This is a genomic window from Streptomyces sp. NPDC001848 (assembly GCF_042891915.1).
Taxonomy (GTDB): Bacteria; Actinomycetota; Actinomycetes; order Streptomycetales; family Streptomycetaceae; genus Streptomyces.
Genome location: NZ_JBIATP010000022.1, coordinates 39,049 through 52,214 on the forward strand (window position 1 = coordinate 39,049; position 13,166 = coordinate 52,214).

Annotated in this window: 9 protein-coding genes and 1 other RNA gene; 5 read left to right on the forward strand and 5 right to left on the reverse strand. The window is 71.1% G+C overall.

Going from position 1 to position 13,166, the window contains the following annotated elements:
* Positions 1-3: 3 nt before the first annotated feature.
* From yicI to ACFYZJ_RS34015, 3 genes are all read left to right on the forward strand, one after another.
* Positions 4-2,256 (forward strand): alpha-xylosidase, encoded by a 2,253-nt coding sequence (yicI, locus tag ACFYZJ_RS34005; protein ID WP_388574704.1) that lies wholly within the window; start codon positions 4-6, stop codon positions 2,254-2,256.
* A gap of 2 nt (positions 2,257-2,258) precedes the next feature.
* Positions 2,259-3,269 carry a LacI family DNA-binding transcriptional regulator gene (locus ACFYZJ_RS34010; protein WP_388574707.1) on the forward strand — a complete coding sequence of 337 codons (1,011 nt, stop codon included), beginning with the start codon at positions 2,259-2,261 and terminating at the stop codon, positions 3,267-3,269.
* Between the two features lie 69 nt (positions 3,270-3,338).
* Entirely contained in the window at positions 3,339-6,239 is a 2,901-nt protein-coding gene (locus ACFYZJ_RS34015) for a glycoside hydrolase family 3 C-terminal domain-containing protein (protein WP_388574709.1), read from the forward strand.
* Positions 6,240-6,290: 51 nt separating this feature from the next.
* Here ACFYZJ_RS34015 and ACFYZJ_RS34020 read toward each other — a convergent pair whose 3' ends face one another.
* Positions 6,291-6,611, reverse strand: a complete 321-nt coding sequence (locus ACFYZJ_RS34020) for a hypothetical protein (protein ID WP_388574845.1) — start codon at positions 6,609-6,611, stop codon at positions 6,291-6,293.
* Positions 6,612-6,709: 98 nt separating this feature from the next.
* Positions 6,710-7,084, reverse strand: coding sequence for a hypothetical protein (locus ACFYZJ_RS34025; RefSeq protein ID WP_388574712.1), 375 nt, complete (start codon positions 7,082-7,084; stop codon positions 6,710-6,712).
* A 531-nt stretch (positions 7,085-7,615) separates the two neighbouring features.
* Here ACFYZJ_RS34025 and ACFYZJ_RS34030 point away from each other — a divergent pair.
* Complete coding sequence (locus tag ACFYZJ_RS34030) at positions 7,616-9,187, forward strand: PH domain-containing protein (RefSeq protein WP_388574714.1); 1,572 nt, start codon at positions 7,616-7,618, stop codon at positions 9,185-9,187.
* Here ACFYZJ_RS34030 and ACFYZJ_RS34035 read toward each other — a convergent pair.
* Positions 9,154-10,134 carry an alpha/beta hydrolase family esterase gene (locus ACFYZJ_RS34035; protein WP_388574717.1) on the reverse strand — a complete coding sequence of 327 codons (981 nt, stop codon included), beginning with the start codon at positions 10,132-10,134 and terminating at the stop codon, positions 9,154-9,156. The genes ACFYZJ_RS34030 and ACFYZJ_RS34035 overlap by 34 nt on opposite strands.
* A 92-nt stretch (positions 10,135-10,226) precedes the next feature.
* A complete protein-coding gene (locus ACFYZJ_RS34040; RefSeq protein ID WP_388574720.1) occupies positions 10,227-11,669 on the reverse strand; it encodes a helix-turn-helix domain-containing protein in 1,443 nt (480 codons plus the stop codon).
* A 190-nt stretch (positions 11,670-11,859) separates the two neighbouring features.
* Here ACFYZJ_RS34040 and ACFYZJ_RS34045 point away from each other — a divergent pair, with 190 nt between their 5' ends.
* Positions 11,860-12,525, forward strand: coding sequence for a hypothetical protein (locus tag ACFYZJ_RS34045; RefSeq protein WP_388574722.1), 666 nt, complete (start codon positions 11,860-11,862; stop codon positions 12,523-12,525).
* Positions 12,526-12,649: 124 nt separating this feature from the next.
* Here the strand turns inward: ACFYZJ_RS34045 and ssrA are convergent.
* Positions 12,650-13,051, reverse strand: a transfer-messenger RNA (tmRNA) gene (gene ssrA, locus ACFYZJ_RS34050).
* Between the last annotated feature and the right edge of the window lie 115 nt (positions 13,052-13,166).

The following is a 13,166-nucleotide window of genomic DNA, read 5'->3' on the forward strand; positions in this document are numbered from 1 at the left end:
CGCGTGAAGTTCACCGACGGCTACTGGCTGCTGCGCGAAGGCGTCACCGCGGCCCACCCGGTGCAGGTCCTGGACGTGACCGCGCCCCCGGGGGCGCTGGAGATCCATGCCCCGACCCAGCCCATCCGCCACCGCGGCGACCTGCTGAAGGGACCGGTCGTGACGATGAGCGCCCATGCGCCGATGCCGGACGTCATCGGGCTGACCTTCACGCACTTCCAGGGCGAGCAGCCCCGGGGGCCGCGATTCGACCTGCACCCGGACGACGACTTCACCCCCCACGCGGAGTACGACGAGGAGACCGCCACCCTCACCTCGGGCGCCCTGTCCGTCCGCGTCGCCCGCAGCGGGCCCTGGCACGTCGACTTCCTCGCCCACGGCCGCACCCTGACCACCAGCGGCCCCAAGAACATGGGCATCATGCGGGACGCCGACGGCGCCCACTACCTGCGTGAACAGCTCAACCTGGGGGTCGGCACCTCGGTCTACGGCCTCGGTGAACGCTTCGGGCCGCTGGTGAAGAACGGCCAGGTCGTCGACATCTGGAACGCCGACGGCGGCACGGCCACCGAACAGGCCTACAAGAACGTCCCGTTCTATCTGACGGACGCGGGCTACGGCGTCTTCGTCGACCACCCGGGCAAGGTGTCCTTCGAGGTCGGCTCGGAGGCGGTGTCCCGGGTGCAGTTCAGTGTGGAGGGCCAGCAGTTGACGTACTACGTCATCTACGGCCCCACCCCCAAGGACATCCTGCGCAAGTACACGGCCCTCACCGGCCGCCCGGCCCTGCCGCCCGCCTGGTCGTTCGGGCTGTGGCTGTCGACGTCCTTCACCACCTCCTACGACGAGGCCACCGTCACCTCCTTCATCGACGGCATGAGGCAGCGCGAACTGCCGCTCTCGGTCTTCCACTTCGACTGCTTCTGGATGCGCGAGTTCAACTGGTGCGACTTCCAGTGGGACCCGCGGGTGTTCCCCGACCCGGAGGGCATGCTGGTCCGCCTGAAGGAGCGGGGGCTGCGGGTGTGCGTGTGGATCAACCCGTACATCGCGCAGCGCTCCCCCCTCTTCGCCGAGGGCAAGGCGCTCGGCCATCTGCTGAAGAAGCCGGACGGCAGTGTGTGGCAGTGGGACCTGTGGCAGCCGGGCATGGCGCTGGTCGACTTCACGAGTGCGGCCGCTCGGGACTGGTACGCATCAAAGCTGGAGGCCCTGCTCGCCCAGGGCGTCGACTGCTTCAAGACCGACTTCGGGGAGCGCATCCCGGTCGACGTGGCCTACGCCGACGGCTCGGACCCGGAGCGGATGCACAACTACTACACGTATCTGTACAACCGGACCGTCTTCGAGGTGCTGCGCAAGCACCGCGGCGAGGGCGAGGCCGTGGTCTTCGCCCGCTCGGCGACCGCGGGCAGTCAGAAGTTCCCCGTGCACTGGGGCGGCGACTGCGAGGCCACCTACGAGTCGATGGCCGAGTCGCTGCGCGGCGGGCTCAGCCTCGGCCTGTCCGGCTTCGGGTTCTGGAGCCATGACATCGGTGGCTTCGAGGGCACCCCGACCCCGGCCCTGTTCAAACGGTGGCTCGCCTTCGGACTGCTGTCCTCGCACAGCCGGCTGCACGGCAGCTCCTCCTACCGGGTGCCGTGGCTGTTCGACGAGGAGTCCGTGGACGTGCTGCGGCACTTCACCAGGCTGAAGCTCCGTCTGATGCCGTACCTGTACGAGGCCGCGCGCTCCGCCCAGGCCGAGGGCGTGCCGATGATGCGGGCCATGGTGCTGGAGTTCCCGGACGACCCCGGGTGCGCGCACCTGGAGCGGCAGTACATGCTCGGCCCCGACCTGCTGGTCGCACCGGTCTTCAGCGACGAGGGTGACGTCTCCTACTACGTGCCCGAGGGCGAGTGGACCCACTTCCTGACCGGGCGGACGGTGACCGGGCCGCGCTGGGTGCGCGAGCGGCACGGGTTCTCCAGCGTTCCGCTGCTGGTCAGGCCGGGCGCGGTGATTCCGGTCGGCGCGGTGGACGACCGCCCCGACTATCCGCACGCCGACGGGGTCACCCTGCGCGCGTTCGGGCTGGAGCAGGGCGCGCAGGTGACGGTGCCGGTCGGGGACGTGACCTTCACCGTCGTCCGGGAGGGCAAGACGCTGCGGGCCTCCTGCAGTGATCCTCGGGCGCCCTGGGCCCTGGCCAGCGGGGAACGCACCGCCCGCGCGGCGGCGGGCACCGGCTTCCTCACCCTGGAACTGGACTGACCATGGTCAAGATCACGGATGTGGCCCGGCACGCGGGCGTGTCCCCCAGCACCGTCTCGTACGCCCTCAGCGGCAAACGCCCCATCTCCGAGGAGACCCGGCGGCGCATCGAGGCGTCCATCCGCGAGCTGGGCTACCGCCCCCACGCCGGCGCCCGGGCGCTGGCCAGCAGCAGGTCCAACGTGCTGGCGCTGGTGACGCCGCTGCGCGCCGGGATCAACGTCCCCGTGGTGATGCAGTTCGCGGTCTCGGTGGTGACGGCCGCGCGCCGGCACGACCACGACGTGCTGCTGCTCACCCAGGAGGAGGGCGATGAGGGGCTGCGCCGGGTCGCGGACACGGCCCTGGTGGACGCGCTGATCGTGATGGACGTCCAGTTGCACGATGCGCGGCTGCCGCTGCTGCGGGCCCTGGACCGGCCGTCCGTACTGATCGGATTTCCGGCGTCCGCGCGGGGGCTCACCTGTATAGACCTCGACTTCACGGCGGCGGGCGAGCTGTGCGTCGAGCATCTGGCGGCGCTCGGGCACCGGGTGGTGGCGCTGGTCGGGTCACCACCGGAGGTGTATGTGCGGGAGACCGGGTTCGCACAGCGCGTCGTACACGGGTTCACGGCGGCGGCCGACCGGCACCGGCTCGCCTCATCCGTCCACCCGTGCGAGGCCACGCCGGCCGCCGCACGCGTGATCGCCGAGCAGCTGCTGCGCGAGCAGCCCGCGCTGACGGGCGTGGTCGTGCACAACGAGGCCGCCCTGGAGCCGCTGATCGACGCCTTCGAGTCGCTGGGCCTGCGCGTCCCGGCCGACCTGTCGGTCACCGCGATCTGCCCGGACGAGCAGGCCGCACGGGCCAGGGTGCCGGTCACCTCCGTCGCCATCCCATCCGCCGAGGTGGGTGAGCGGGCGGTGGATCTGCTGATGAAGAAGCTGAGCCGCGCCCAGGTGCCGGAGGCAACGCTGCTGGCACCGCACCTGACCCACCGCGCGAGCACCGCACCACGCTCCGCGCCCTGAACCCCCGCAATTCATTGGAATTTCATCGAATTCGTCACCTTGCAAGGCCCTGACCGAAGGAGCCGTGGCATGAAAGGCACGCGTGGCAGACGCAGAACCACCCTGGCCGTGGCACTCGCGCTGATCGCGGGACTCGGCGCCACCGTCCCCGCCCATGCGGGCGACCCCGCCCACCCCTTCCGCGACCCGAACCTTCCCGTCGAGAAGCGCGTCGACGACCTCCTCTCCCGTCTGACCCTGGACGAGAGGATCTCCCTCCTCCACCAGTACGAGCCCGCCATCCCCCGCCTCGGCATCCAGTCGTTCCGCACCGGCACCGAGGCCCTGCACGGCGTGGCCTGGCTCGGCAAGGCCACGGTCTTCCCCCAGGCGATCGGCCTCGCCTCCACCTGGGACCCGACGCTGATCCGCCAGGTCGGCTCGGCGGTCGGCGACGAGGCGCGCGGCTTCCAGCAGCAACGGCCGGCCGGCTGGGGCCTCAACCTGTGGGCGCCCGTGGTCAACCTGCTGCGGGACCCGCGCTGGGGCCGCAACGAGGAGGGCTACTCCGAGGACCCGTACCTCACCGGCTCGATCTCCACGGCCTACGGCACGGGCCTGACCGGCGGCGACCCCGACCACCTGAAGACAGCACCCACGATCAAGCACTTCCTCGCGAACAACAACGAGGAGCACCGCGACACCACGTCCTCCGAACTACGCCCGCGCGTGCTGAAGGAGTACGACGAGCAGGCGTTCAAGCCCGCGATCGAGGCGAACGCGGCAACGGGTGTGATGTCCTCGTACAACCTCGTCAACGGCCGCCCGAACACGGTGAATCCGGCCTTGAACGACACCGTGCGCACCTGGACCTCGCAGGACCTGCTGAACGTCACGGACGCCTACGCGCCCGGCAACCTGGTCGGCAGCCAGAAGTACTACGGCACCCGGACCGAGGCGGACGCGGCGGCGCTGAAGGCGGGCATCGACAGCTTCACGGACAACGACACGGACTCCGGGCCGACAACGACGGCGATCAAGTCCGCGCTGGCCTCGGGCCTGTTGAAGGAGTCGGACGTGGACGCGGCAGCGCGGCATGTGCTGAGCATCCGGGTCCGGCTGGGTGAGTTCGACCCGGGCGGCGGGAAGTACGGCTCCGTCGACGCATCGGTCATCGACAGCCCGGCACACCGCGCGCTGGCCCGCAAGGCGGCGACGGAGGCGGCGGTGCTGCTGAAGAACGACGGCGCGCTGCCGTTGCGGAAGTCGGGGAGCGCCGCGGTGGTCGGCCCGCTCGCCGACACCCTCTACACGGACTGGTACTCGGGGAGCCTGCCGTACGCGGTGACGCCGAAGGACGGCGTCGAGGCGAAGCTCGGCACCTCGGTGGCCGGCAGCGAGGGCGTGGACCGGATCGCGCTGAAGGACACGGCGACCGGGAAGTACGTGACCGCCGGGGCCGGGGACGCGGGAGCGCCGCTGAAGGAGACGACGGAGAACGGTGCCGGCGCACAGTTCGACGTGTTCGACTGGGGCTCGGGAGTCGTCACCCTCCGCTCGGCCGCGAACGGGAAGTACGTCGGCTACAACTGGTCGAACTTCGTCAACGACCAGACGCAGCCGAACGGCTGGTACGTGCAACAGCAGTTCAAGCTGGAACGGCAGGACGACGGAACGTACCTGCTGCGGTACGCGGGCTACGAGACCGGCGAGTCCTGGTGGTCGAACCCGGTGTACCTGGGCCCGGTGAACGCCGACGGCACGCTCGGCCTGGTGGCCAAGGACAAGGCCGCGCACTACGCGAAGGACGTGGTGCGCAGCGGGGTCGACGACGCGGTGGCGGCGGTGAAGGGCAAGGACACGGCCGTGGTGGTCGTCGGCTCGATGCCGGCGATCAACGGGCGTGAGGCCCACGACCGTACGGACATGGGCCTGGCACCCTCGCAGGAGGCGCTGGTCAGGGCGGTGCGCAGGGCGAACCCGAAGACGGTGGTCGTGGTCGAGAACAGCTACCCCACCACGCTGGGCGCTCTGCAGAAGGAGGTCCCGGCCCTGTTGTGGACGACGCACGCGGGCCAGGAGACGGGCAACGCGCTGGCCGACCTGCTGTACGGCGACGCGAACCCGGCGGGCCGCCTGACGCAGACCTGGTACCGCTCGGAGTCCGACCTCCCCTCGATCCTGGACTACGACATCATCAAGTCGAACCGGACGTACCTCTACTACAAGGGGCAGCCGCTCTACCCCTTCGGCTACGGGCTGTCGTACACGACGTTCCGCTACGGCGCTCCGAGGCGGACGGCCGACGGTTACGAGGTGCCGGTCACCAACACGGGCCGACGGGCCGGTGACGAGGTCGTCCAGCTGTACGTCCACCAGCGGGAGTCCCGTGACAAGCAGCCGCTGAAGCAGCTGAAGGCGTACGCGCGGGTGTCGTTGAAGCCGGGCGAGACGAAGACGGTCCGTTTGCAGCTGCGGGACTCCGACCTCGCACACTGGGACGTCACCCGCTCGAAGTGGGTGGTGGAGACGGGGACGTACGACGTGATGGTCGGTGCGTCGTCGTCGGACATCCGCGCGCGGACGTCGCTGAAGGTACGGGGCGAGACGGTCCCGCCCCGCGACCTCTCCGCGGTGACGCGGGCGGAGAACTTCGACGACTACAACGCGGTCAGCCTGGTGGACGAGTCGAAGGCGAGCGGCACGGCGGTGGCGGCCACCGCGGACGGGGCGTGGCTGAAGTTCGCGGACACGCGGCTGGGGTCGGGGACTTCGACGCTGACGGCGCGCCTGGCGGGCGCGGCCGGAACGCTGGAGGTACGGCTGGGCTCACCGACAGGCAGGCTGGTGGGCACGGCACGCTTCGACGGGGCGGCGTCGCCGTACACGTACGACACGGTGACGGCTCCGCTGACGGCAGCGAAGGGTCGTACGAACGTGTACCTGGTGCTGAGCAAGGGGCTGCGGCTGTCGACGTTCACGCTTCGCTGACGCTCCTGACCGCGTACCGGCTCACCCGAGCCGGTATGCGGCGCACGCGTCTCAGGTGGCGTCCGGCTCCTCGAGGAAATGAAGCAGCACGGCGGCCTCCGCTCTCAGCTGCGAGGCTCGGTCGGCATGCCGGGGAGTGGTCAACTGGTCCGCGGCCTCCAGCCGCTCGGTGACCTCGGCCCGCACGATGTCCGCCACGTGTCGCTCGCTCAGCTCGCGCCGCTGTGCCTCCGCGACACCGACACCGACCGGCGACTCCTCGAGGGCTGTGCCGCGCAGTTCGGCTTCGCCCACCGGCACGGCCCCGGCGTTGTCCAACGCGGCGAGCGTGGCGCGCAGGGCACTCACCGCGACCTTGTCGCGGGCACGCATCGCTTCCGGGAGGGCTTGCCGCATGCGAAGACGTAAGGTCATGCCGCTGACCGTATGGCCTGGCTCCTGGGCCGGCAACGGGATATCACCGAGCGGGGTCAGCGGCGGACGACCCAGGCGAGGGGGCGGCGGCCGCAGATGTCGGAGCCGTACCAGCCGTCTTCGTCGGTGCAGTCCATCAACGGGTGGCACATGAGCCGGTGTCCGAAGTAGTGCAGGTAGGTGGCCGTGTGCACGACGGCGGCCAGGGGCCACAGGACGAGCTGGGCGGCCCACAGGATCGCCAGGGCGACCAGGAGGTGACGGTTGAAGTCGAGGTCGTCCGCGTCCCCGCCGAGCTCTCCGAGGAGGTTGCCCGGCATGCAGTCGACCGCGCCGAGGAAGGCCATGCCGAGCGCGAGGTAGGCCAGAGTCCCGAGGAGCAGTGCGGACGCGTTCAACCGTTCCTCCCGCTTGCCGTGCCGCTGGGGCACCCGGTGTGGTTCCATCGTGGGGAGGCCCCCGCCCGGACCGGTATGCCAAGCGGGGACCCCGATCACCGATAGGCGGTTACCGACCGGGAGCCCTCAGCTTTGGTGAGGGCTCCCGGTCACCGACCGTTGAACCACCTTCAGAACTCCCGGATCACCGCGGCGATCCGTGTGCGCAGAGGCTTCGTCTTCGGTTTTTCCTTCCGGTGGCGCCCCATCGGCGCCCTCCTTACGGACGAGGCAGCCAAGATCCCGTTGACTGCCGCCTTCAGGCTCGGGCCGGGCCCCGAAGGCGTGGGGCCGGAACGTCCTTGGAAGGAGGGCGCGTTCAGTGCGCCCGCTGATCGTATCGCCATAACACCCGTCATATGCCAGTCAGTTCACCCTTGACAGGCATGTGCGATATGAGGCGGTTCGGCAACGGCTTCCGGTGTCCGGTGTCCGTCCTTGCCATGCGTCGGCAGTGTCGATCGCCGGAAATCTGCCGCGGCGCACACAGGCACGCACAGCCCGGACCGCGGCACGCTGCGGCGTATGACCAATGCCTCGGAAGTGTCCTGCCGCCCCCGCGGGAAGCGCACCCTGTGGTTCTTCGTGGGACTCGGCGTGGCCGGTGCGGCCCTGGTCGCGGTACGCCTGGCCGACACGGGCACGCTGCTCGATGCCTGGGCGGGCATCGGCCTCCTGGCGGCGCTCATGGGCATCGCGGCGCTCCACTGGGTCACCGCTCAGGTGCACGCCGACGCGTACGGCGTGCACTCCCGGACGCTGCTGCGCCGCCGGAGCGTGCCGTGGAGCGACATCGCCGACCTGCGCGTGGTCCTGAAGCGCTCGAAGAGCTCGCGGTTCCAGGACGCTCGTCGTGTCAGCCTGCTGCTGCGCGACAGACACAGGCGAATGTTGCCCCTGCCGAGGAGCATGGCCTCCCGCGACCCGGACTTCGACGCGACCCTGAGAGCACTCCGCGCCCTGCACCGCCGCCACGGAAGCCCGGAGTCGAGCCACGTCACCGTCGTCTCGTACCGCACCGCGGGGCGCCCCTGGGCCGGGTCGCTGATCGTGTGCGCGCTGCTGCTCGCGGGCGCGGGCGTCGTCGCGTGGTTGGTGCCGGGCGTCGCGTCGTACGACCGGGCGTGGAGGTCGGCCGCCCCGTGCACCGGGGCGACGCCCGCCGCCGACCGCGACAACTGCCTGACAACGCTGCGGGCGGTGATCGCGCGGACCGAGGCCAGGCAGCCCAAGCAGCGCAGCCGGCTGTACTTCGCCGACAGCCGGCCGCTGAAGCAGCTTGAGGTGTCGCCCGAGGCCGCCGAAGGGTTCCAGGCCGGCGACAGCGTGGAACTGACCGTCTGGCGCGGCGAGGTGAGGGAGGTCACCGGGGAGCACTACGTGTGGCGAGAGCACATCACCACCGCCGGTGAGCCGGCCGTGCTCGCGGCCGTCCTCGCCCTCGCCGCGGGCTTCCCCGGGGCCCGGCTGCTGCTGCGCGTGCGCGGACGCCGACTGCCCGACGACGAGCTCCTGCCGTCGGACCTTCCGTTCGTCGGTGCGCTCGTCGGCACGGCCCTGTGGCTGCTGCCGCTCTGCCACCGGCACCCGACGACCCTGTTCACCTCTCCCGTGGCGATCGTCTGGGCGGTCGCGGGCTCGCTGGTGACAGCGGGCCTGTTCACCTGGGCCTGGCGCGCCACGCGCATCCGTCCGCCCCAAGCAGCGGCAAGTGACGAACCGGGAGAGGACGACGGGGAAGTCTTTCTGGCCGCCCGCTTCCTGGAACACACCGACTACAACCCGCACGGCTTCGGCACCCACATCGTGCTCGGGGGCGGTCGGCCCGCGGTGACTCCCCACCCCGGCCCGGGCCGGTTCGCGGCGAAGGACCTCCCGGTGGAAAGGCTCACCCTCAGGAACGTACGGCGTGCCCGGGGCGACGACGGCGACACCGTCCCGGGAAGCTGGCACATCGCCGAACTCGACGACGCGGGCAAGCCGGTCCGCCTCGCGGCGGCTCCCGCGGACCTGACCCGCATCATCCGCGAGCTGGACCGGCAGGGCCTCGTCCGCGCACCGGCTCAGCCGAGCCCCCAGGCCCGCCCGAGCCGGTAGGCGGCGCACAGGTTGACGTCCAGGAAGTAGGAACCGGCCGCCCCGCACTGCGCGCTCCCGCTGCCGGGGTCGACGGGTTGGCCGTGCCCCATGCCGGTGATGCTGTACGTCTCCACGACGGCGTTCCCGGACGGGTCCCGGAAGACCTGGTGGGGATACCCGGCGACGGTGTCCTCGGCGTCCGCCGTCTGGTCGGCGCCGTGCACATCGGTCCACTGCTTCACCAGGTCGGTCATGTTGACGGGCTTCACGGTGTAGTCGGCCGTCCCCTGGAAGACCGTGAGCGTCGGCCACGGCCCGCCGTACCCCGGGCGCGCGGACCGCACCCGGTCGCCCCACTGCCTGGCGGTCTGGGTCGCGCCGACGTACATGCAGACATACGGCGACCCCGCGGCCTGCGCGCACCCGTACGGCAGCCCGGCCACGATCCCGCCCGCGGCGAACTTCTCCGGGTACGTCGCCATCATCACGGCGGTCATGCCACCGCCCGCCGACAGCCCGGTGACGTACACCCGCCCGGGGTCACCGGAGACGTCGGCGAGCTGCCGGTCGACCATCTGCGCGATCGACGCGGCCTCTCCCCGGCCGCGCTCGATGTCTCCGCTCTGGAACCAGTCGAAGCAGTTCGAGGGATTGTTGGCGGACTGCTGCTGCGGCAGGACCACGGAGAACCCCCACCGGTCGGCGAGCTGCATCCACCCGCTGCCGGTGCCGTACCCGGCGGCGTCCTGCGTGCACCCGTGCAGCGCGACGACCACGGGCCGCCCGGCAGGAAGCCCACCGGGGACGTACCGGAACATGCGCAGGGCACCGGGGTTGCTCCCGAACCCGGTGACTTCCTCAAGGGTGGCCGCCGCGGCGGTGCCCGGTGTGAGGAAGGCGGCGAGGAGGGCGACCAGGAGACTCGCCAGGACGAAGAAGCGACGTGCGGCTCTGGTGTGCGTCATGCCGGGACCGTAGGAACAGAGGCGTCCCGCCGATATGGGATGGGGCACCACAACAAGCGCACCGCCTGTGTGCGGGATGCGGCCAGGAGCCGCTAGGAGCCGTACGGAACCCAGGCGTGCGCGCCGCCCGCGTCGTACCAGTACTGCTTGTCACCGCGCATGCCCGCGGTGCGGAACGGCCTGCCGTGGTCGTCGATACGGGCCGTGCCCTGGCGGTCGCCGCTGCTCCAGCTGAGATCGAGGTACCAGTCGACGTCCTGCGCGACCGTGGACGCGTCGATGTTCAGCACTTCGGGGTCGTCGGCGGACACCTTGTAGGGGAAGTCCGTGGCCCGTGCCTTGATGTTCCCTTCGTGCCCCGGCACCGGTCGGGCACTCGGGGCCTGGGCGTCGAGGTCGACGGCGAAGGACGCCGGGGCGAGGTCGCCGCCGCATCCCGATCCCATGGTGTACGCGTTCCCCGCCGGAGCCTTGCGGGTGCCGGCCATGCGGACGTAGAGCGCGTGCAGCACGACGGGTTGGCTGCTGCTGCCCTGCACCGTCACCTGCAACCGCAGATGCCCGGCCGGAACGGCGCCCAGTGCGGCGGCCCAGCCGTCGGTGGCCTGGCTCGCGGGGGGCGGGGTGACCGTGCCGGGCGCCCTGTTCAGCAGGAACCACTGGTCACAGGGGCTGTCCCAGTTGTTGGTCAGGACGTTGACGTGAAAGGGGGGTGAGGCGGACGAGGTCTCCGAGCGGAACGGACTGGGGGATCCCGCGGCGGCCCTGCCGGCGGACGCGGTGGCGGACGAGGACGCGGAACGGGTGGGGGCCTCCGTACCGGCGCGGGTGGCGGCGGTGCCGGTGCCCTGGGGGGCTGGGGCGTCCGACCCGTCGCCGGTCACGTTCGCGGCAGGGTGCCGGGAGGGCGAGGTGGGATCCCCGGCGGCGATGACGGCGGTCGGCACGGCGACGGCGGCGACGGTCACCGCGACCGCGGCGATCAGCAACCGGGGGCGGCGGAACCGGGAGGTGCGGGCGGTTTCCCGGCCCGGCGCGGCGTCCCGGGGGAGATCGGGCTGCGGTCCGGGCGCGGCTTCCTGGCCAACGGCGGACTCGTGCCCCAGGGCAAGGGCCTCGCCGGTCCGGACACCTCCCGAGGTCCCGGTCGCATCGGCGGTGCTCTCCTCGGACTCGGCACTCCCCACCGGGCCGGCCTCCTGGTCCGTCGCCCGAGCCGCGACGGCGGACTCGGCAGATGTCGTGGACCCCTCGGAAGCAGTCGACCCGCCATCGGCGGAGCGATCCCGGCGGCGTGACGCGTCCGCCAGGATCCAGCGGCGGTGCAGGTCGACCAGCTCCTCGGCACGCGCGCCGCAGACCCGGGCGAAGCGCTCCAGCGGCGCGTACTCGCTCGGCACCGCCGTGCCGTTGCAGTAACGGTGCAGCGTGGACGTGCTGACGTGCAGCCGTTTGCCAAGAGCGCCGTAACTGCGCCCGGACCGTTCCTTGAGTGCGCGGAGCAGCTCCGCCAACTCGTCCGTCTCCCGGCTCATCTCCGCCCTCCCCCATCCCGGAACGGCGTTCCAGGGCTTGCCGTTTCCCCTGGTGAGAGTGTGCGAAAGCGTTCCAGGGTTCCCGATTCCCCGGCGGACGTGGCGACTGGGACGAACCTCACCCCACAGTTCGGTGCAGCGGCCGGTCCATCGGGTCCGGCCACCGAGCGAACCACCAACGGGAGAACCCATGTCCGCCACGCGCATGCTCACCACCGCCGCCGCACTCGCCCTCGGCTCCGTCGCCCTTGTCGGCTGCAACGGCACCACGTCGGCCGCCGGCTCCACGCCGTCCTCCTCCGCCGCCGCCCCGTCCCCGGGCGGGTCCTCGACCGCGTCCGCGTCGCCCGCCACCGGCACACCGCGGGCGGACGCCTCGGCCGGCGGCGGCACCACGGCGAAGGGCGGCACGGGGAGGACCGCCACGACGGGCGGCGCCCACCACTCCGCGCCGGCGTCGGGGAGCGGGCGGACTCCGTACTGCCGGGCCGACCGGCTCACCGTCACCGCCGCCCCGGTGTCCCGCCCCCTGAACCACCTGCTGATCACGGCCAGGAACACCAGCGGCAGCCCCTGCGACCTCGGGATCATCGGGCTCGTCACGTTCGACGGCCGGATCAAGGCCGCCACCCCGGACGGCATCGGCGGCGGACCCACCATCCTGAAGCCGGGCCAGGCGAACTACGAGGGCGTCTTCCTGGACCGGCAGGACGCCCCCGGCACCGGAACCCGCACCACCACGCTCTCCGTGCGGCTCGACGGCGGGGACACCATCCGGATCCCCGTGCAGGCTTACGTCCACGCGCCCTCGATCACCGTCTGGGAGCCCACCGCGGCCGACGCCCTCGCGTCCTGACGTATCCGGAGCCGCTCGGGCGACGCCGCATACGTCGCCCGCAGCCGCGCACGGCAAAGGCCCCGCCGCTCGGAAGCGACGGGGCCTGGCCCACATGGGGTTCAGGAGGCGGGTGGCCTCCCGATCGTGGAGATGGCGGGAATCGAACCCGCGTCCAACGGTGAAGAATCAGGGCTTCTCCGTGTGCAGTCCGCTGTGCTTTTCTCGGCCCCGGAGATCACGCGGACAAGTCTCCGACGGGCTCAGTCACTGTGTGTTTTCCCTCTTCACCCCGTGACCGGGATCAAGGTTTAGTTCCCTAGCTGATGCCAGGATCCGGGTCGGGAACATCCCCGGGCTGACACTCCCTTTAAGTAGGGCAGCCGCTGCTCGCTACCTGATCAGGCAGCGAGGGCCAGCTGGCCCTGGGAGAGATCGCTCTTGGAATTGGCGATTATTTTTTTCGGCCTGTGGTTTACGAGATCATGGCCGCTTCCTCGACACGCTTCCCCTGCTTCGACAGCCGCTGTCGAAACCGATCATCCCCATGTTGTTTTTTCAATCAGCGCCCCTCGCGGGGAGGGACTCGCACCGGCTGCGCGGTGCGGATGCCATCGTACGGGATCAACGCATCCCGTCGCCAGCGTATTCCCGGCGGTCAC